The 19,022-nt window shown below is 64.6% G+C and carries 17 protein-coding genes; 12 read left to right on the top strand and 5 right to left on the bottom strand.

Annotated elements, in window-relative coordinates; genetic code table 11:
- The first annotated feature begins 110 nt into the window (after positions 1-110).
- From VLA65_RS15825 to VLA65_RS15795, 7 genes are all read left to right on the top strand, one after another.
- Entirely contained in the window at positions 111-2,102 is a 1,992-nt protein-coding gene (locus VLA65_RS15825; protein WP_332603058.1) for a penicillin-binding transpeptidase domain-containing protein, read from the top strand.
- A gap of 160 nt (positions 2,103-2,262) precedes the next feature.
- On the top strand, positions 2,263-2,442 hold the full coding sequence (locus VLA65_RS15820; RefSeq protein WP_332603057.1) for a hypothetical protein: 180 nt from the start codon (positions 2,263-2,265) through the stop codon (positions 2,440-2,442).
- A 204-nt stretch (positions 2,443-2,646) separates the two neighbouring features.
- On the top strand, positions 2,647-3,927 hold the full coding sequence (locus tag VLA65_RS15815) for an FAD-dependent oxidoreductase (protein WP_332603056.1): 1,281 nt from the start codon (positions 2,647-2,649) through the stop codon (positions 3,925-3,927).
- 23 nt (positions 3,928-3,950) lie between these two features.
- The gene (locus tag VLA65_RS15810; protein ID WP_284988539.1) at positions 3,951-4,529 is read left to right on the top strand and encodes a TetR/AcrR family transcriptional regulator; all 579 of its coding nucleotides are present in this window, start codon (positions 3,951-3,953) and stop codon (positions 4,527-4,529) included.
- Between the two features lie 34 nt (positions 4,530-4,563).
- Positions 4,564-6,246, top strand: a complete 1,683-nt coding sequence (locus VLA65_RS15805) for an ABC-F family ATP-binding cassette domain-containing protein (protein WP_332603055.1) — start codon at positions 4,564-4,566, stop codon at positions 6,244-6,246.
- Between the two features lie 325 nt (positions 6,247-6,571).
- The gene (locus VLA65_RS15800; protein ID WP_332603054.1) at positions 6,572-7,342 is read left to right on the top strand and encodes a DeoR/GlpR family DNA-binding transcription regulator; all 771 of its coding nucleotides are present in this window, start codon (positions 6,572-6,574) and stop codon (positions 7,340-7,342) included.
- Positions 7,339-8,532, top strand: coding sequence for an MFS transporter (locus tag VLA65_RS15795; protein ID WP_332603053.1), 1,194 nt, complete (start codon positions 7,339-7,341; stop codon positions 8,530-8,532). Before VLA65_RS15800 ends, VLA65_RS15795 begins: the two co-directional genes overlap by 4 nt.
- Positions 8,533-8,607: 75 nt before the next feature.
- On the opposite strand, the gene VLA65_RS15790 is transcribed toward VLA65_RS15795, so the two are convergent.
- The 5 genes from VLA65_RS15790 to VLA65_RS15770 are packed head-to-tail and all read right to left on the bottom strand — an operon-like array spanning position 8,608 to position 13,364.
- Positions 8,608-9,021: a hypothetical protein gene (locus VLA65_RS15790; RefSeq protein WP_332603052.1), complete on the bottom strand. Its 414-nt coding sequence runs from the start codon at positions 9,019-9,021 to the stop codon at positions 8,608-8,610.
- 60 nt (positions 9,022-9,081) lie between these two features.
- Positions 9,082-10,329: an ABC transporter permease gene (locus VLA65_RS15785; RefSeq protein WP_059388845.1), complete on the bottom strand. Its 1,248-nt coding sequence runs from the start codon at positions 10,327-10,329 to the stop codon at positions 9,082-9,084.
- A complete protein-coding gene (locus VLA65_RS15780) occupies positions 10,326-11,054 on the bottom strand; it encodes an ABC transporter ATP-binding protein (RefSeq protein WP_234752919.1) in 729 nt (242 codons plus the stop codon). The genes VLA65_RS15785 and VLA65_RS15780 overlap by 4 nt, the downstream gene beginning before the upstream one ends.
- A gap of 6 nt (positions 11,055-11,060) precedes the next feature.
- Positions 11,061-12,599 carry an efflux RND transporter periplasmic adaptor subunit gene (locus tag VLA65_RS15775; protein ID WP_284988533.1) on the bottom strand — a complete coding sequence of 513 codons (1,539 nt, stop codon included), beginning with the start codon at positions 12,597-12,599 and terminating at the stop codon, positions 11,061-11,063.
- A gap of 57 nt (positions 12,600-12,656) precedes the next feature.
- Positions 12,657-13,364 (bottom strand): phosphatase PAP2 family protein, encoded by a 708-nt coding sequence (locus tag VLA65_RS15770; protein WP_059388841.1) that lies wholly within the window; start codon positions 13,362-13,364, stop codon positions 12,657-12,659.
- Positions 13,365-13,401: 37 nt separating this feature from the next.
- On the opposite strand from VLA65_RS15770, the gene VLA65_RS15765 reads away from it, so the two are divergent.
- The 5 genes from VLA65_RS15765 (at position 13,402) to VLA65_RS15745 (ending at position 19,003) form a co-directional block, all read left to right on the top strand.
- On the top strand, positions 13,402-14,907 hold the full coding sequence (locus tag VLA65_RS15765) for a bifunctional phosphatase PAP2/diacylglycerol kinase family protein (protein ID WP_332603051.1): 1,506 nt from the start codon (positions 13,402-13,404) through the stop codon (positions 14,905-14,907).
- A 167-nt stretch (positions 14,908-15,074) separates the two neighbouring features.
- Positions 15,075-16,073: an ABC transporter ATP-binding protein gene (locus VLA65_RS15760; protein WP_284988530.1), complete on the top strand. Its 999-nt coding sequence runs from the start codon at positions 15,075-15,077 to the stop codon at positions 16,071-16,073.
- Positions 16,070-16,960 (top strand): ABC transporter permease, encoded by an 891-nt coding sequence (locus VLA65_RS15755; protein WP_284988529.1) that lies wholly within the window; start codon positions 16,070-16,072, stop codon positions 16,958-16,960. The genes VLA65_RS15760 and VLA65_RS15755 overlap by 4 nt, the downstream gene beginning before the upstream one ends.
- A gap of 64 nt (positions 16,961-17,024) precedes the next feature.
- Entirely contained in the window at positions 17,025-18,311 is a 1,287-nt protein-coding gene (locus VLA65_RS15750; RefSeq protein ID WP_332603050.1) for a sensor histidine kinase, read from the top strand.
- Complete coding sequence (locus tag VLA65_RS15745; RefSeq protein ID WP_059388839.1) at positions 18,308-19,003, top strand: response regulator; 696 nt, start codon at positions 18,308-18,310, stop codon at positions 19,001-19,003. The genes VLA65_RS15750 and VLA65_RS15745 overlap by 4 nt, the downstream gene beginning before the upstream one ends.
- Positions 19,004-19,022 lie beyond the last annotated feature (19 nt).

Raw genomic sequence — 19,022 nt, 5'->3', positions numbered from 1 at the left:
TGCGAGTTAGTTGGGCGAGGCCTGGTTCTTGAGCGCCTCAACCATCACAAAAGCGCAACGTGCTGTGATTTGTATCATTCCTGTCGGCCCGAGAAGGCATAATGGCGCAAATGGGGAAAACCAAGAATCTTGTCCTGGGGCTTGCCGCCCTGATGATCGCCGGCTCGCTGGCCGCTTGTGATGACGGCCGCTCCGGAGCGGAGGGCGCTGCCAAGCAGCTCGCGTCGTCCCTCGCGGCGCTCGACGTCGGATCGCTCGCCGTCGACGGCAAGGATGCCGCAGCGGCGAATGAACAGCTCAAGGCGGTGTTCGCGGCCCTCGATCCGGCCAAGCCTTCGGTTGAAAGCGGCGCGGTAAAGCTCGACGGCGACAAAGCCTCGGTTCCGCTCAACTTCACGTGGAAGATCGGAACTGCGGAGTGGAAGTACACCTCCCAGGCCGCCCTGAAGAAATCGGGCGACAAATGGGCCGTCCAATGGAATTCGGCACTCTTGGAGCCGGATCTTAAGGACGGCGAGGTACTGGACAAGACCGTCACTGCGCCATCCAGGGCCGAGATCCTTGGCGCAGGGGACGCGAAATTGATCAGCTACCGTCCAGTGGTTCAGGTGGGCATCGACAAGACCGCGATTGGATCGGCGGATCCCGCGGCTTCGGCGGCGAAGCTCGCGCAACTGGTCGGCGTGGACGAAGCCGCGTATGTGAAGCAGGTCCAGGCGTCCGGCCCGCAGGCATTCGTCAGTGCCATCACCCTGCGTCAAGAGGGCCGGACGATCACTGACCAGCAGATTGCTGCGATTCCGGGGGCCCGTGGCATTCCTGATTCCCTGCCTTTGGCACCGACGCGTACCTTCGCCCGCGCCGTGTTGGGTAGCGTCGCTGAGGCAAGCGCCGAACAGATCCAAAAAGCCGGGGGTGCCCTCAAGGCGGGAGATGTCGTCGGGACCGGCGGCCTGGAGGAACAATACGACAGCCAGCTCCGTGGCCAGGATGGGGTCTCCATCAAGGCCCGGCCGCAAGGCATGACCGACGACCAGATCAAGGCCGCGAAGCCCGACCCCCGCCGGGTGCTTTTTGCCGCCGACGCCAAGGCCGGCGATCCGCTGAAGACCACCCTGGATCCGCGCTTGCAACAGCTCGCCGAAGACACCTTGGCCGGGGTCGGCCCGGCCTCGGCAATTGTGGCGCTCCGCCCCTCCACCGGCGCCGTCCTGGCAGCGGCCTCCGGGCCCGGAAGCAACGGCTACAACACGGCAATGCTGGGCCAATACGCTCCGGGTTCCACCTTCAAGATCGTCGATTCCCTCGCCTTGATCCGCAATGGAATGACGCCGGATTCCAAGGTGGAATGCACGCCGACAATTACGGTGGACGGCCGGACCTTCAAGAACGCCGAAGGCTATCCGGCGTCGTCTCTTGGTTCTGTTGCTTTGCGTGACGCTTTCGCGCATTCGTGCAATACGGCCTTCATCAGTTCCAGGGACAAGGTCAGCCAAGCCCAGCTCGAGTCGGCGGCAACTTCATTGGGAGTGGCAGTCCAAGCCCCGAAGCTGGGGGCCGATGCCTTCCTGGGATCCGTCCCGGGAAACGCCGACGGCACCGAGCACGCAGCTTCGATGATCGGCCAGGGCAAAGTGCTGCTCTCTCCCCTCGCCGCAGCTATCATGGCCGGTTCGGTGGCACACGGCGCGCCGGTGTCGCCGCAACTCGTCCTGAACCCCGGCGCAGCCTCACCCTCCGCGGGTGCCACACCGACGGCGTCTGGCTCGCCGTCGTCGTCGGCCTCCCTCGCCGCGCCAGCGTCTCCCGCCGCGCCGGCGTCCGACAAGCCGGTCACCCCGGCGGAGGCAGCAGCACTTAGCGACATGATGAGGGCTGTGGTGACCTCCGGCCACGCCGGTTTTCTCGCCTCGGTGCCGGGGGCGCCCGTGGGCGCGAAGACCGGGACGGCCGAATTCGGAAACGACAACCCGCCCAAGACGCATGCCTGGATCGTTGCAGTGCACGGAGACCTCGCCGTGGCAGTGTTCGTGGAAGACGGCGGCCTCGGTGCAACAACCAGCGGCCCGTTGCTCAAGTCGTTCCTGACCGCGGCAGGCTGAGCGTCGCAGACCGCTGACCCACCACCGTCCGATCAGCGCCCTGTGAGCATGGGTCAGCTGCAGTGGTACATGGAGGGCATGAGGCACGCGCGCCTGGCGGCCGTGTTCGGCGTGATCGGAATCTTCTCATTGGGCGTTGTTTTCGGACCCTTGGCCAATTATGCAGGCTAAGAAAGCCGAGGGATTCGGGGTAGCGGCCCAGGATGGAAAGATCCTCGGTTGGGTGGGGATCGGCCTGTTCATCTTATGGGTCCTGTTTTTCGTTGCCTACATTGTCCTGTTCGCAGCGATCATCGCGAACTTGCCACACACCCCGTACACGGGCCGCACCGGCTCGTAACGGAACATTTCCTGACCGCGGCAGGCCCAGCTGCACGGGATTCGCCGCGATATGTGAGCGAGGGTCGCCCGAAAGGGGGCGATATGTGAGCGAGCGTCGCAGGGGGGATGGGCGCCCTCTGGACAGGTATTTCCGGCGGGTGCACACTTAATTCAACGCTTGTTGAATTAGTTGCGGCAATGAAGGTCAACTCCGGGAGTGGCCATGAACCAGCCTGAAAGCACCACATGCGTCGTCGTGGGTGGCGGTCCCGCGGGGGTGATGCTCGGACTCTTGCTGGCAAGGGCAGGCGTCGAGGTCACGGTCCTCGAAAAGCATGCCGACTTCCTGCGCGATTTCCGCGGCGACACCGTCCATGCCTCCACCATCCGGCTCTTGGATGAGCTCGGGCTGGGCGAAGGATTCCGGGCCTTGCCGCAAAGCAAGCTCGGCAATTTCAAACTCCCGGCGGGCGGCAAGGAGGTGACCCTGGCCGACTTCGACCGCCTCAAGCCGCCTTACGATTACGTAGCCATGGTTCCGCAGTGGGACCTCCTGAACTTCCTGGTGCACGCCGCCCAGCAGGAGCCGCAGTTCACGCTCCGGATGAACACTGAGGCCACGGACCTGCTGTACGACGACGGCGGGAAGGTCGCCGGGGTGGCGTACCGCGCCCGGGACGCGGCATCCGGCGTCGAAACCGGGACGGGGGAGCTTCGCGCGACGTTGACGGTGGCATGCGACGGCCGCGGCTCGGTGCTCCGGCAAAAGGCAGGACTGGTCCCCCGCGAGTTCCCCGTGCCGTTCGACACCTGGTGGTTCAGGCTCTCCCGGCACGCGGACGAGCAGGAACAGTTGGCCTCGATCATGCCCCGCTTCTCCGGTGCCGATGTCCTCCTCAGCCTGACCCGCAAGGATTTTTACCAGATCGCCTACATCGCGGAGAAGGGCAAGGACCCGCAATTGCGCGCAGAAGGGGTGGAGAGCTTCCGTGCCCGCGTGGCCCGCATCCGCCCGGATCTCGCGGACCGCGTGGACGAAATCAGCTCGATGGACGATCTCCATTTGCTCGACGTGAAGCTCAACCGGATCAAGCCGTGGCACAAACCAGGTCTGCTCCTCATCGGAGACGCCGCCCACGCCATGTCTCCCGCGGGCGGTGTGGGGATCAACCTCGCCATCCAGGATGCCGTCGCCGCTGCCCAGCGCATCGCCCGCCCATTGCTTCAAGGCACCCTTGGCGAGTCAGATCTCGCTTCGGTGCAGAAGCGGCGATGGTTCCCCACCGTGGTGATCCAGAATGTGCAGCTTGTCATTCAGAAAGCGGTCTTCGGTCCCGCTGTGAAAGGCCGGTTGATGGGCCCGCCGAGTCCAGTGGTCTTTGTCGCGCTCCACGTTCCTTGGTTCCGGAAACTTCCAGCACTCATGATCGCCTTCGGCCCGCGGCCGGAGCACGCCCCCGATTTCGCGCGCCGGAAGTCCGCCGTGACGCGGAAGTCGGTGTGAACAGGGGGCGCCGCCCCGGACAAGTGAGCAGCCGGGACGCAGTTCTCAGGGCGGCCCGCGAACAGTTCAGCCGCAAAGGATATGACGCCGCAACAGTCCGGGCCATCGCGGCCGAGGCCGGCGTGGATCCGTCCATGATCAACCATCATTTCGGCACCAAGGAGCAGCTGTTCATGGCTGCGCTCGAATCACCCGTGGATCCCAAGGACCACGTGTCGGCTGTCTTGAACGGGCCACGGGAGGACGTCGGGGAGAGGCTGGTGACCCGCTTCCTGACCGTGTGGGACTCGCCAGCGGGGGCAGCCGGCGTCGCGGTTTTGCGCACGGCGATGCAGCACGAGTGGAGTGCCGCACTGGTCCGCGAGTTCATCCTGAACCGCGCTATCAAACCGCTTCTCGCGGGCCTGGGGGTGCCTGCGGAAGAGGCCTCGTGGCGCGGAAACCTGGTGGCATCGCAGCTTTCCGGACTCATCCTGACCCGATACCTCGTCAAACTGGAGCCGATCGCCTCGGCGCCGCACGCCGTCGTCGTCCGGGCGTTGGGGCCGACAATCCAGCGGTATCTCACTGGCGCGGTTGGTGCGGACCACCTGGGCGGCTGAGGAGTCCCCCGCGGTCCGTGGGAAGATTGAACGCGTGGCCCATATTGACGTTTCAGGCATCGACTACTTCCTCTCCGACGGCACCCAATTGCTCAACGGTGTGACCTTCAAGGTCCCGGACGGCAGCAAAACAGCCCTGATCGGGCCCAACGGAACGGGAAAGACCACCCTGTTCAAGATCATCGCGGGCGACCTTACGCCTGACGAGGGAGTGGTAGGCCGTTCCGGCACGATGGGCATCATGCGCCAGTTCGTCGGCCAGGTCCGCGACGAATCCACCGTCCGCGACCTGCTCGTTTCGGCCGCGCCGCCGGCCCTCGCCGCGGCCGCCAAGGCGGTCGAGGACGCCGAGCTCGCCATGATGGAGCACGACGACGAGCCCACTCAAATGCGGTACGCCCAGGCGATCGTGGACTGGGGAGACGCCGGAGGGTACGACGTCGAGACCGTCTGGGACGAGGTCTGCATGGCCGCACTGGGCATCCCCTTTGACCGCGCACAGCACCGCCGGGCGTCGAGCCTTTCGGGCGGCGAGCAAAAGCGGCTGGTACTTGAGGCGCTCTTCTCCGGACCTGACCAGCTGCTGCTCCTCGACGAACCGGACAACTACCTCGATGTTCCCGGCAAGCGTTGGCTCGAAAGCAAACTCAACGAATCCAAGAAGACCGTCTTCTTCATCAGCCACGACCGCGAGCTGCTCAACAATGCCGCAGGCCGCATCGTGACGCTGGAACCCGGCATCAACGGCGCCGGCGCCTGGGTGCACGGCGGCGGCTTCGGCACCTATGTGGACGCGCGGATCGACCGCAATGCGCGATTCGAGGAACTGCGCAAGCGCTGGGACGAGGAGCACCTGAAGCTCAAGGAACTCGTCATCATGTACAAGACCAAGGCGGCCTTCCGCTCGGACATGGCCAACAAATACCAGGCCGCCCAGACGCGGCTCGCCAAGTTCCTGGAGGCCGGGCCGCCCGAGGCCCTGCCGCTCGAGCAGAACGTGCACATGCGCCTCAAGGGAGGCCGGACGGCCAAGCGCGCCGTGGTGGCTGAAAAGCTTGAACTCACGGGACTGATGAAGCCGTTCTCCACCGAGATCTGGTTCGGAGACCGGGTCGGCGTGCTGGGTTCCAACGGCTCGGGAAAGAGCCACTTCCTGCGGCTCCTGGCCGCCGGTGGCACCGACCCGGAGCGCGAACATTTGCCGGTTTCCGACGTCGAAATCGCTGAAGTTCCGCACGAAGGCACCGTCAAACTGGGTGCCAGGATCCGACCCGGATTCTTCGCGCAGACCCATTCCCGCCCGGACCTCCTGGGCCGGACGCTCCTGGACATCCTGCACCGCGGTGACGAACACCGTTCCGGGCTGGGCCGCGAAGCCGCTTCCGGCGCGCTCGACTCCTACGGGTTAGTGGGCTCGGCCGAGCAGAAGTACGAGTCGCTGTCGGGTGGGCAGCAGGCGCGGTTCCAGATCCTGCTCCTCCAGTTGTCGGGCGCCACGCTACTGCTCCTGGACGAACCCACGGACAACCTGGACCTGCACTCGGGCGAAGCCTTGGAGCGCGCGATCGACGCGTTCGAGGGCACCGTTCTTGCCGTCACGCACGACCGTTGGTTCGCGAAGTCCTTCGACCGTTTCCTCGTCTTCGGATCCGACGGCAAAGTCTACGAGTCCGACGAGCCCGTCTGGGACGAGTCGCGGGTAGAGCGGGCGCGCTGACTTCCAGCCGACTTCGTCCGGGCGCCGAGCCCGGGTCCCGATGCGGGCCCGGGAACGCACGACGCCGTCCCGCGCCTTCGAACCCTCGCTCACCTATGGCGTGTGATCGCGGAACGCTCGCTCACCATTGGTGAGCGAGCATCGGCCGAAAGTGCCCCATAGGTGAGCGAGCGTCGGTGGAAAGTGGCGCATAGGTGAGCGAGCGTCTAAGCCATTCGGCACGCAGGGTGCCTGCCAGCTCACGCGACCGGTTTACACGCCGCACCCACGCGGCCATATGATCACCAAAGATGATGAAATGATCATTTCTGGATAGCATATGAGCATGAGGACTGCTGACCGCCACCGGCTCATTGGCGAGCTGCTGCGCAAGCGCGAAGAGATTACCGTTGACGAACTGGTTGTCGAATGCGGGGCATCGGGGGCCACTATTCGGCGCGACCTGGAAATCCTCGCTTCCCACGGTGTCCTGCGCCGGGTGCATGGCGGGGCCCGCAGCCTCGTGGACCGCGGCGACAACCCCGGCTACGGGCAGCGCGAACTCGAGGACCAGGACGCCAAGGAGAGGATCGCCGTCGCCGTCGAACGGCTGCTCCGCGACCGCGATCATGTGTGGCTCGACAGCGGTTCAACGGCAACGGAGATCGCGCGCCGGCTCGCGCAGCGTGAACTGACCATCATGCCGATGTCCCTACGCGCGGTGGAGTTCCTGGCCACGGACCTTCCCTCTGGACGGCGTCCGGGCCTCCTGTTGCCCGGCGGCAGCCTGGTTCCCGGAGAGCAGTCATTCCGGGGACCAATGGCAGAGGCCAACATCCGCTCATTGCGCTTTGACGCCGCCATCGTGACGCCGTGTGCCATCAACCTCAAGGACGGCCTGCTGGCGCACGATCTCGAGGACGCCGCGATCAAGCGGGCAGGCTTGGAATCGGCCAGCCGGGTGATCGTGGCCTGCACAGGAAGCAAATGGAATGCACAGGCCGTGGCCTTGGTTGCAGCCATGGACGCGGTAGATGTCATTGTGACGGACCGGAAGCCAAGCACCGAAGAACGCACCCTACTTGAAAATCTCTCCGTGGAAGTTGTGATCGTATGACCACCAGCACCCGAACCGCTCCGAACGTCAAGGCCGCGGCAATCGCCACTTTCCTGGTCTTCGGCATGAACGGGCTGGTATTTGCCAGCTGGGCGGCGCGCATCCCCGCCGTCACCCAGACCCTGCACCTTACGTCCGGACAGATGGGCACCCTCCTACTGTGCACCGCCGTCGGGTCCCTTGTGGCGCTGCCCTCCGCGGGGTGGGTTGTGGGCAGGATCGGTACGGCCAATACCGTCCGCGCCGCGGGGCTCCTTGCCGCTTCCGCCGGAGCGGCTATTGCCTTCTCCTTGATGGCTGAATCCGTAGCCGGCACCGCGCTGGCGCTGTTTTTCTTCGGTGTGGGAGTCGGTCTGTGGGACGTTTCGCAGAATATTGAGGGGGCCGACGTCGAACATCGCCTCGGGCGCACCATCATGCCGCAGTTCCACGCAGCCTTTAGCGGGGGCGCCTTTGTGGGTGCGCTGATTGGTGCATCGCTTTCCGAGATAGGCGTCGGACTTCCGGAGCACTTGCTGGTCATTGCCGGCGTCGTGGTTCTTCTCACCTTGACCGCGCCGCGCTACTTCATGCCCCACGAGACCACGGGAACGGCGCCCGACGACGGCGCGCCCGCCGTGAAGGGTCCCTCCGCCTGGCGGGACTCCCGCACCCTGTTGATCGGCGTCGTGGTCCTTGGGGCGACCCTGACGGAAGGCGCCGGAAACGACTGGATCGCTAAGGCATCGGTGGATGGCCTGAATGCTTCCGAATCGACGGGCGCCCTGTTGTTCGCGCTCTTCGTGGCGGCGATGACCTTGATGCGTTTCGTTGGCGGCCGTGCGATCGACCGGTTCGGACGCGTAGCCGTGCTGCGGGTCAGCATGGCCGCCGCAGCGGTGGGCCTGGCTCTCTTCGTTTTCGCGGGCAACCTCGTCCTTGCCGGGGTGGGTGCGGCCCTTTGGGGTATCGGCGCAGCCCTGGCCTTCCCGATGGGCATGTCCGCTGCTGCCGATGACCCGAAACACGCGGCCGCACGCGTCTCGGTGGTCTCGACCATCGGTTATGTGGCGTTTCTAGCCGGCCCGCCGCTTCTGGGATACCTGGGTGACCACACCGGCATCCACATGGCCCTCCTTGCCATCGGGGTGCCGATCCTGATTGCCCTGTGGCTGGCCGGCGCCGCGAAGCCCCTCGCTAAAAGCAACTGACTCGCAGTTTTTGTCGTTATGACGCGTCAAAACGACAACAACTGCGAGTCCGTTGGGTGGCTACAACGAGCGGTGCTACGGGGCCGAGGTGGCGGGAGCCGTAGGAATGGCGCTCGGCGATGCCCCGTTGGTGGGAGCTCCGCTCTGCCGATTCCGGCCCTGGCCGCCCTGGCCGTTGAAGTTCTGGAACTGGCCGCGGCCCGGACGGGCCTGGCCAGCATCCATGAGCTTGGTGACGCCGACGCCTCCGAAGAAGCCCACGGCGACGAGAAGCACGGCAAGGAGGATCTGCGTCAGACGGCCCATCTGGAAGCGCTTCTTGGGCACGAACGGCTCGGGCGCCTGAGGTTGGCCCCAACCCTGCCCGGTGGGTTCCTGGCCGGTGGCCTGCAGGACCGCGGTGGGCTGTCCGGCGTGGGGCTGCTGGGTGTAGGGCTGCTGGGGCTCCGGCTGGTTCGTGGGGCCGGGCTCCGGTGGTGAATAGGACATTTGTGGATCTCCTGTTGGCTGTTTCTTTTTTGAGTTGCTGGGGGGTGGAAGTGTGGGCGGCTATTCGTACCGCAGGGCGTCGATCGGCCGTAGTTTCGCCGCCTTGTTGGCCGGGTAGATTCCGAAAATCAGGCCGATCGCAGCGGATACCAGGAACGACAGCCACACGGTCCACCACTGGACTTCGGGTTGCGTTCCGAGCAAGGGGAAGGCGCTGCCGATGTAGCCCGCGGCAATTCCCAGCACCCCGCCGATCAGCGAAATGATGAGCGATTCGATCAGGAACTGGCTCACGATGCTGCCGCGCGAGGCTCCGATCGCCTTGCGGATGCCGATTTCGCGGGTGCGTTCAGTGACCGTGACGAGCATGATGTTCATGACGCCGATTCCGCCAACCAGGAGCGAAATGCCGGCCACGGCCCCCAGGAGGATGGTCAGCGTGGCCGTGGTGGTGGTGGCCGTCGTGAGGATCTGCGCCTGGTTCCGCACCTGATAGTCACGATTGGCGGAGGTGACGTTGTGCCTGGCATCGAGGATCATCTGAACCTCGTTCTGGGCCTGGTTCATCACGTCCGCTGACTTCGCCTGGACCGTGATGGAGGCAAGGGACGGCGAGTACCCGGTGAACTTGTCCTGGGCTGCGCTGTAGGGGATCACCACAATGTCGTCTGGATCGTTGAGCCCCGAGGACCCCTTTTGAGCCAGGACGCCGGAGACCACGAAATTCTGGCCATTGAGGGCGATGGTCTGCCCAACGGCCGAGGTCACAGAGCTTCCCACCAGGTCCTGCGCCACGGTATTGCCGATCACGGCCACTGCGGTGCCGCTGCTGGCGTCACCGTCGCTGAAGTAGGACCCCGCCGCAAGCGTGTCGTTCGAAATGGAAAAGTACGACGGCGTGGTCCCCACGAAGGTTGCGACAGCATGGGTTGCGTCCTGGTAAGTACCCGTGACGTTCTGTGCCGTGACTACCGGCGCTGTTGCGGCGACGTCGGGGGCCATAACGGGATCTGTCAGCGCGGCCATGTCCTGGAGCGTGAGGTTGGTGCCGCGGGAGCGCGGACCGGTGACGGCTTGTCCGCCGCCTGCTGCGCGGCCGCCCGCCGTCGTCTGGCGGCTGACCGTAAGCACGTTGGTTCCCAGCTTGCCGATCTGGGCCTTGATGGCGTTGGAGGTTCCGGCTCCTACGGCCAGCAGGATGATGACGGATGCGATGCCGATCAAGATGCCCAGGGTGGTGAGGATGGAGCGCATCTTGTTGGCCATCACCCCCGTCAGGGCGAAGCGAACGGATTCGGCGATCATCATGCCGGCACCGCCGTGGCTACAGGGTGGGCATTAACGGCGCGGATCCTGTGATCCTCAATGATGTGACCGTCCTGGAAGCGCACAACGCGGTTGGCCCGCGCCGCGACGTCCGCCTCGTGGGTGATCATCACAATGGTCCGGCCGTTGGCGTGCAAGGACTCGAAGAGATCCAGGATTTCGTGCGAGGACTTGGTGTCCAAAGCTCCCGTGGGCTCGTCGGCCAGGAGCAACACCGGGTTGGTCACGAGTGCCCGGGCGATGGCAACACGCTGCTGCTGTCCACCGGACAGCTGCGAAGGCTTGTGGTCCGCCCGCTCAGCCAAACCCACTGAATCGAGTACTTCCAGGGCCCGCTCGCGCCGTTCCTTCCGGTGCACTTTTGCGTAAGCGAGCGGCATGGAGACGTTGTCCACGGCCCGCGTGCGCGGTATCAGGTTGAAGTTCTGGAAGACGAAGCCGATTTTCCGGTTGCGGATCTGCGCGAGCTGGAATTCATCCAGGGTCCCGGTATCGATGCCGTCCAAGTGATACGTCCCCTGGGTGGCGCCGTCGAGGCAGCCGATGATGTTCATCATGGTGGACTTTCCGGAGCCCGAGGCGCCGATGATGGCCACGAAGTCGCCCCGGTCAATGGAGATGCTGACGGAATCGAGTGCCCGTACTTCGGCTTCCCCTTTGCCATAGATCTTGCTCACGGAGTCCAGTTGGATGACAGCGTCGTTCACGGCTGCTTACCCGCCATTTCCACGTGTGCCACCGGTGCCGCCCGTAATTCCGGCGCCCCCGGTACCACCGAATCCGCCCGTACCGCCAAGTCCGCCCGTCCCGGTCCGTCCGGTGGTGCCGGTGGTGTCCAGGGTGGATGAGATGGCCGGGAGTTCAATCTGGTCGCCCGCGCTGAGTCCGGTGAGCACCTGGGTGCGGCCGTTGTCCGTGATCCCGGTGGTGATGGTCACCGCCGTCGCCGTCCCGTTCTTCATCACGTTGACGGTCTGCCTGGTTCCCGTGGTGGTAATGGCCAGCGAAGGCACAGTCAATGCGTTCTTGGCGGTCGCCGTGGTTACGGAGATGTTTGCGCTTTGGCCGAGCCGCAGGGCGGCCGGAGGGTTCTTGATGGAGATCGTCACGGGATAGCTGACCACGTTGTTGGTGGTTGTGGCGTTCTGGGCGATCGCCGTGATGGTACCTGTGACCGGCGCCGCGGAGGGGTCGGTCTTGAGCGCCGGGAAGGTGAAGGTGGCCGAGTCGCCGGTCTTCATGGCGGCAATGTCCGATTCGGCGAAGTTGGCGATGACTTGCAGGTGCGCGGTGTCGCTGATCGTGATCAGTCCGGAGGACGAGGTGCTCGCGGCGCTCGTGGAAGAGCTGCCGGAGGAGCCGGAAGCCCCGGACGAGCCGGAACCCGAGGATCCGGAAGAGCCGGAGCTGCTGCCGGCGTTGCCGCCGACGACGGCGTTCACGGCGGTGACAGTACCTGAAACCGGGGCCGCGAGTGAGCAGGACGCCAGGTTTTTGGTTGCGGTATCAACGGCAATCTGGGCAGACGTGGTGTTGGATGTGGCGCCGCCACCGCTTTGGGCGGAATTGAGGGCCGTCGCTGCCGAGGCAATCTGCTCCTTGTCCTTGAGGGCCGAGCTGGCTTGCTGGTTGGCTGCCTGGGTCAGTGCTTGGTTGTCCTTCGCAAGCTGGGCCTGTGCTGCACTGAGCGCGTTCTGGGCCGGCTGGCTGCTCGGCTGGGCGCTGGCAGCGGCCTGGGCCGTGGCGACAGTCGCATTGTCATTGTTCACGGCCGTCTGCGCGGCGGCCACGGCACTGGCCTGCTGGCTCGCGTCCAGGTTGGCCGTTTGCTGGGCGTTCGTGAGGCTCTGGCTTGCCGAAGCCACCTGGTTGCTGGCTGAGGCCTGTTGTTGGTTTGCCTGCGCCGCGGCGGAATCCAGTTGCGCCTGGGCAACGGCCAGCGCGTTCTGGGCGTTCGTCGGATCAATGGTGACCAGCACCTGCCCGGCCGTGACCTGCTGACCGGTCACCGCAGAGACAGTGGCGATGGGCCCGGTGCAGTTCTGCGCATTGATGACGGTGGTGCTTGCGGGCGAGACGTTTCCGCTGGCCGTGGAAACCGCGGCGAGGTCCGCTGAGCTGACCGCGACGGTGCGGGCGGTAGTATCGGCGGCCGTTTGCGGCACACCGTTCAGCACGAAGAAGGCACCGGCGGCAATGCCCACGACGGCCACCCCGATGCCGCCGTTGATGAGTTGAGGTTTTGAGAGCATGCCCGAAGACTATTGTCGCTCTCTTGGAGAAGACCGAGTGCTACCTGATGGTTTACCCTACGTGACGCTCCGCTCGACGTGCCGCTTGCGGCGCGCGACCCTCGATCTCCACTCCAGGGCGCGCCGTGCGTCTATATTCTCCACAATGCATATTTTCTGACAGGCCAGCCACCAGAGAAGCACGACGGCGGACGCCAAGCAAGCGCCACCCACCACATCCGTGAACCAATGGGCAGCCAAATAGATTCGGCTGATCATCATGGCCAGCATTCCGCCGATCGCGAGCAGCCACGTCCAGGCGCGGCCGATGAGGAGCGCTATCACCAGAACGAATGCCGTGGTAGCGGATACGTGCCCCGATGGGTATGAATAGGTGTCCGTAGCCACATGCGCATTGAGGGGACGCGGCCTGTGAATGACCAACTTGAGCAACTGGGTCAGCAACATCACGCTGAGTCCTGCCATGGCGGAGAATACGGCCGAACGGGGTCTCCTCCGGATCAACAATGCCAAGGCGAGCAGAATGTGGAAGACCAGCATTCCCGTGTAGCCGGTCCAGTTGAGGGCGATGTTCAGGCTGTCCCAGAACGGTGCGTGGAGGGTCGCCATGAATGCTTGCCATGCGTCGTCCACGCCCTGGAAAGGCGGGTTTCGATCCCCCGCAAGCAGAATGCCGCCGAGGACCGCGGCGATTGCGAGCAGCACGGTCGAGATGACAATGGTGCGTCCCTGATCGAGCTTGCGGGGGAGAATGACCCTCACCATCTCCACATCCTAACCAGCCCGCCGATAGTCTGGTGGGATGGGAAGCAAGCTGCGATGGGGCCATTGGGACGTGAGAAACGTGGCGCGGCTCGATCGCGCCATTGTCCGGGCGGTTTCCCGGTGGCCGGAGGGCCGGCACGATGCTGTCTGGAAAAACCTCTCGGAGGCCGCTACCAAGGGCAAGCTCTGGTTTGCCGTAGCTGGCGTCTGTGCGGCAATTCCAGGTAAGCCCCGCCAGGCCGCGATCCATGGACTCCTGGCCCTTGGGGTGGCATCCGCCGTCACCAATCTGGGTTTCAAGACGCTTCTTCCACGGACGCGGCCGTTGCCCGAGCACCTTCCGGTCTTCCGTTTTGTGAACCCGCAGCCCACAAGCTCGTCGATGCCTTCGGGCCATTCCGCGTCTGCGGTGGCATTCACTCTTGGCGTCGCGCTGGTGGATCCCCGCCTTGGTGCAGTTTTGGCTCCTGTTGCGGCGGGTGTGGCGTATTCCCGGGTCCATACGGGCGCCCACTGGCCTTCCGACGTCGTGCTGGGCTCCGCGATCGGAGCCGGAGCGGCCCTCCTGACGCGAAAGTGGTGGCCGGCCCGGCCTCCGGTTCCGGACACGGACCGTTCACCGGCCGACGCGCCTGCAGTCGGCGACGGCGAGGGGCTAAGTATTGCGGTCAACGCCCTCGGCGGTTCCTACTCGCCGGACACCGAAACCCAGCTCCGAGAAATATTCCCCAAGGCGTATATAAACCTGATTTCCGATGGCGATGACGTGGCTGCCGAAATCCAGGCCACAGCAGGGCGGCCCGGGACGAAGGCCGTGGGCGTGTGGGGCGGTGATGGAACTGTCGGCGCGGCCGCAGCGGCCGCCGTCGAGCACTCACTGCCCTTGCTGGTGCTACCGGGCGGAACGCTCAACCACTTTGCTCGCGACGTGGACGCACGGTCCCTCGAAGGCGCCCTTAAGGCCGCCAAAACGGGCGCCGCGGCGTGGACAGATCTGGGCCACGTGAGCGCCGGCCGTGGGATCGACGGCAAGGACGAGGTTGCGGAGCTCATCATGCTGAATACTGCCAGCGTTGGCGTGTACCCCAACTTGGTGCGCCGCCGCGAGCGGCTTCAGCCTGCCATGGGGAAACCCCTCGCGGGACTCGTCGCGGGTCTGCGCACCTTCGGGGCGGCAACCCCCACCACTCTCCTGATCAACGGAGTGCACCACAAGCTGTGGATCCTCTACATAGGCCGCGGCCGCTACTACCCGCGGGACCTGGCACCATTGACGCGGCCCGTGCTCGACGACGGGGTGCTGGATATCCGCATGGTCACGGCCGACGAGCCCTTTGCGCGGTTGCGTCTGCTGTGGGCGGTCCTCACTGGAACCGTGAGTACATCGAAGGTGACCCACCTCAGCGAGGCCGGGAAAATCAGCATCGAAGCGATCGGAGAGCCGCTCGTGATTGCGGTCGACGGCGAGCCGTTGCCGGGTGTGCGGACCGCGGAGTTCACGGTCCGCCGTCGTGCGCTTCGGGTGTATTCACCGCTTGCCTAATGCTCTCCCAAGTGCCCTGCAAGCCCTGGGCGCGGCCGGCATCATCCATAGGGACTACCCTGACCTGCCCCTGAATCATCCCTGAGACCGGCGAATTCGGCCGTACTGGTGGATAGCGTTGTACGTACAGTCACCACATAGCTGCAGCAAGCGGAGGGAACGCTTCCATGATTGAGGCAACAGGCTTGAGGAAGGTCTACGGCGCAAAGACAGCCGTGGACGGAATCAGCTTCACCGTACAGCCCGGGAAAGTCACGGGCTTTCTTGGCCCGAACGGCGCCGGCAAGTCCACCACCATGCGCATGATCATGGGTCTCGACCGCCCGACGTCGGGCGACGTCATTGTCAACGGCCGGCATTACTCCCAGCACAAAGCCCCGCTCCACCAAGTGGGAGCGCTGCTCGATGCAAAGGCGGTGCACACGAGCCGCAGTGCGTACAACCACCTGCGCGCAATGGCAGCGACCCACGGGATTCCAAACTCGCGCGTTGAGGAAGTCATCGAGATGACCGGCCTCACCGCAGTTGCCAAGAAGAAGGCCGGAGGGTTCTCCCTCGGCATGGGCCAGCGGCTTGGCATCGCCAACGCATTGCTGGGTGATCCCCAGACGCTCATCCTCGACGAACCGGTCAACGGGCTGGATCCCGAGGGCGTCCAGTGGGTCAGGAACCTCGCCCGTTACCTGGCAAGCCAGGGCAAGACCATCTTCATTTCCAGCCACCTGATGTCCGAGATGGCCCAGACCGCCGACCACCTCATTGTGATCGGTCGCGGCAAGATCATTGCCGACACCACGGTGGATGCGCTGATCGAGAGCCAGAGCCGCAAGCGCACGTTGGTCCGTACCTCGGAGACCACCCGCTTGTCCGAGTTGCTGGCCCGCGACGGTGTCCGGGTGGAGCAGAACGAACGTGAAACCCTGGAAATCTACGGGGTGGAGCCGATCCGCATCGCAGAGCTCGCCCTCGACAACCGCGTGCTGGTTTACGAACTCACTCCGCTCACGTCGTCACTGGAGGAAGCCTACTTCCAGCTGACCAAGGACGAGGTGGAATACCATTCGCACATCACCGGCGGACCGGCAGCGCCAGGCGGGACGCTGAACGGAAGCCCTGCCAGCGCCGGCGCCACATCCGCTGCCACCATGGAAGGGATCCAGTCATGAGCACCACCACCGTCAGCAAGAAACATGCGATCCCGTCAGCCGGGACCGGTGGCGTCACTTTCCTCCGGGTGCTGAACTCCGAGTCCATCAAGTTCCGGACCCTCATGAGCACCAAGATCCTGTTGCTCCTCACCTTCGTGGCCATTGTCGGCATCGGCCTGCTGTCCGCCCTCGTCCGCTGGAACTTCATCAACCAGATGGTCGAAGTCGGCCGGCAGGGTCACAAGGAAACGGTGCAGCAAGCAGTTGACTCCTTCCCGCCGGGATCGGGATTCAGCCTCTACAACCTGCCGAACGCCGGACTCAACATCGGCATCCTCGTCATGGGATCCCTGGCCGTGCTCTTCATCGCCTCTGAGTACGCCACCGGCATGATCCGGTCAACCATGAATGCGGCGCCGGGGCGGCTCTCCACCTTCGGTGCAAAAGCCGTGGTCCTGGTTGTGGTCTCCTATATCCTTTCGGTCGTGGCCGGCGTCGTGACCTTCCTCTTGGCCTCACCCATGTTCGCCAACTTTGGCCTTGACCTCGGCTGGAACACGGACGGCGTCCTTTACAGCGTTTTCACCGGCGGCCTTTATGTCTCCGGTGTCGCGCTGATCGGCCTCTCGCTCGGAACACTGCTGAAGAACCCTGCCGGCGGCATCACCGTCCTGGTGGGCATCATGTTCGTCCTCCCGTTCGCAGGCCAGTTCCTCAGCTTCGCACCGGGAGACTTCTGGAAGTACGTCCCCCAGTACCTGCCCAGTGAAGCCGGCGGCCGCTTCTTGTCGATCGGCCACGTCGACGGCACCCTGGATCCGTGGGCGGGCGGCCTCGTGTTCCTTGGCTACGTCATCTTGTTCATGGTTCCTGCCCTCATTGCGCTCAAGAAGCGGGACGTCTGATTCGCAATCGCTTGATCTGCGATCCATGGACAACCTCTCCGCGCAAGCCCACTAGGCTCAAGCCATGAGTGAAGAGTTGCCAGCACAGGACGCGTCGGCCCACGTGGCCGACGCGTCCTTTGCTGAAATCACGCTGCGCCGCCGTGGCAGGATCCGCCGCTATCTCTTTGAGCACCCGCGCGTCATGGACGCGGTGGTGGTGCTTTGCTATTCGCTCCTGGCACTGCCTACGCTGATCAGCTCCATCGTGGACGGCAAATGGTTCGCCGCCCTGCTGCTCGTTGCCATCGCCGCCATCCTGTTCCTTCGACGCCGCAATCCGCTGAGTGTCACCGCGACCGTTGCGGTCCTCGAAGTGGCCGTGACGCTGCTGAATCCCTGGGGTTCGAACGTCTCGGCGGGATTGTGGTTTGCGCTGTATGCGGTGGCCGTGGCGAGGGCCCGGACCTTCGCGTTGACGGTGTTCGGCGCGGCGAGCCTGCCCCTGACGCTCGTGTATCTCTTCATGTGGACCAGTCCGGCGGCCCCTGCCAACGGAGAGGCGGTTCCGGAGAATTTCCACCTCATCAGCAACATTGCGGCGGCGGTCAGTATTTTGTTGTCCAACCTGATCGCCACCGGCATCGGCATTTCGGTGCGGCAGCGGCGTGAGCATGAGAGCGAAATCAGGGCTTGGGCTGCCCGCACGGCCCGCTTGGGTTCCGTCACCGAACGCAACCGGATCGCCCGCGAGATGCACGACGTCGTGGCCCACTCGCTGACGGTCATGATCAGCCTCTCGGACGGTGCCGCCGTCGTGGTCAAGAAGGATCCTGAGCGCGCGGGTGAGGTGCTTGGCGAACTCTCGCGCACCGGCAGGACTGCGCTGGCTGATATGCGCCGCGTCCTCGGCGTGCTGCGGGAAGACTCCGCGCGCCCGGCGCCCCTGGAGCCCTTGGTTTCCGGGCACGACCTGAGCAAACTCCTGGACGGATTCCGGACGGCGGGGCTGCCGTTGCACTATTCACACACGGGCCCTGCCCTTCCTGAAGACCCGGCGTTGCAACTCACGGTCTACCGGATCGTGCAGGAATCCCTGACCAACGTGCTCAGGTACGGGCGCTCCTTGAGTCAAGTGGATGTGCGGATCGTGCGGGAGGGTGACTCGGTCACCATTGAAGTGCTCGACGACGGCAGGGGCTCCCGGGAGCCGGGAACCGAAGAGGCGGCCTTGGGCACGGGCCAAGGCATCGCGGGAATGCGTGAACGTGCGGGAATTTATGCTGGAACCGTGGATGCCGGTCCTGGAATCCACGGCGGATGGCGGGTCCATGCGGAGCTGAAATGGAATGGCGACAAGGGGAAATCATGACAGACAATGCTCCCATCAGGGTTCTATTGGTCGACGACCAGCCCCTGCTACGCATGGGATTTCGGCTCATCCTCGAAGGCGAGGACGACCTCGAAGTGGTGGGCGAAGCCTCCGACGGTGCCGAAGCCGTGCGGAAGGTGAAGGAACTGGAACCCGACGTCGTGCTCATGGACGTCCGGATGCCCGCCATGGATGGAATCGAAGCCACACGGCGGATCACGGCCTCGTCAACCAACGCCAGGATCATCATCCTGACCACCTTCGACCTCGACGAGTATGCCTTCTCCGGCCTGCAAGCTGGGGCTTCCGCCTTCCTGCTCAAGGATGTTGCGCCTGCCGAGTTGGTCCAAGGCGTCCGGCTCGTGGCCAGCGGCGACGCCGTGGTTGCTCCGAGGGTCACCCAGCGGCTCCTGGAAACCTACGTCCGCGGGGGCCGCGTTCCCGGCCAGGCCGCAGCCCCAGCCCGCGATCCACTGCTCGAAGAATTGACGCCCCGCGAAACCGAGATGCTGGAGGCTATCGCCGGAGGGCTCTCCAACGCCGAAATCGCCCACAAATTCTTTTTGTCCGAAGCCACGGTCAAGACCCACGTCCGGCGCATCCTCACCAAGCTGCACCTGCGGGACCGGGTCCAAGTGGTGGTCTACGCCTACGAAACAGGACTCGTGATCCCGAGCAACCCGGATTACTAGTGACGCGATAACGCCTCGC

This window comes from Arthrobacter sp. S2(2024) (assembly GCF_036662515.1).
Classification (GTDB): Bacteria; Actinomycetota; Actinomycetes; order Actinomycetales; family Micrococcaceae; genus Arthrobacter.
This window is presented reverse-complemented; position numbering and strand designations above follow the sequence as displayed.

Coding starts and splice junctions, on each gene's coding strand:
- VLA65_RS15825 (WP_332603058.1), top strand. CDS start 111: ATGGGGAAAACCAAGAATCTTGTCCTGGGGCTTGCCGCCCTGATGATC.
- VLA65_RS15820 (WP_332603057.1), top strand. CDS start 2,263: ATGCAGGCTAAGAAAGCCGAGGGATTCGGGGTAGCGGCCCAGGATGGA.
- VLA65_RS15815 (WP_332603056.1), top strand. CDS start 2,647: ATGAACCAGCCTGAAAGCACCACATGCGTCGTCGTGGGTGGCGGTCCC.
- VLA65_RS15800 (WP_332603054.1), top strand. CDS start 6,572: ATGAGGACTGCTGACCGCCACCGGCTCATTGGCGAGCTGCTGCGCAAG.
- VLA65_RS15795 (WP_332603053.1), top strand. CDS start 7,339: ATGACCACCAGCACCCGAACCGCTCCGAACGTCAAGGCCGCGGCAATC.
- VLA65_RS15790 (WP_332603052.1), bottom strand. CDS start 9,021: ATGTCCTATTCACCACCGGAGCCCGGCCCCACGAACCAGCCGGAGCCC.
- VLA65_RS15785 (WP_059388845.1), bottom strand. CDS start 10,329: ATGATGATCGCCGAATCCGTTCGCTTCGCCCTGACGGGGGTGATGGCC.
- VLA65_RS15775 (WP_284988533.1), bottom strand. CDS start 12,599: ATGCTCTCAAAACCTCAACTCATCAACGGCGGCATCGGGGTGGCCGTC.
- VLA65_RS15770 (WP_059388841.1), bottom strand. CDS start 13,364: ATGGTGAGGGTCATTCTCCCCCGCAAGCTCGATCAGGGACGCACCATT.
- VLA65_RS15765 (WP_332603051.1), top strand. CDS start 13,402: ATGGGAAGCAAGCTGCGATGGGGCCATTGGGACGTGAGAAACGTGGCG.
- VLA65_RS15760 (WP_284988530.1), top strand. CDS start 15,075: ATGATTGAGGCAACAGGCTTGAGGAAGGTCTACGGCGCAAAGACAGCC.
- VLA65_RS15755 (WP_284988529.1), top strand. CDS start 16,070: ATGAGCACCACCACCGTCAGCAAGAAACATGCGATCCCGTCAGCCGGG.
- VLA65_RS15750 (WP_332603050.1), top strand. CDS start 17,025: ATGAGTGAAGAGTTGCCAGCACAGGACGCGTCGGCCCACGTGGCCGAC.
- VLA65_RS15745 (WP_059388839.1), top strand. CDS start 18,308: ATGACAGACAATGCTCCCATCAGGGTTCTATTGGTCGACGACCAGCCC.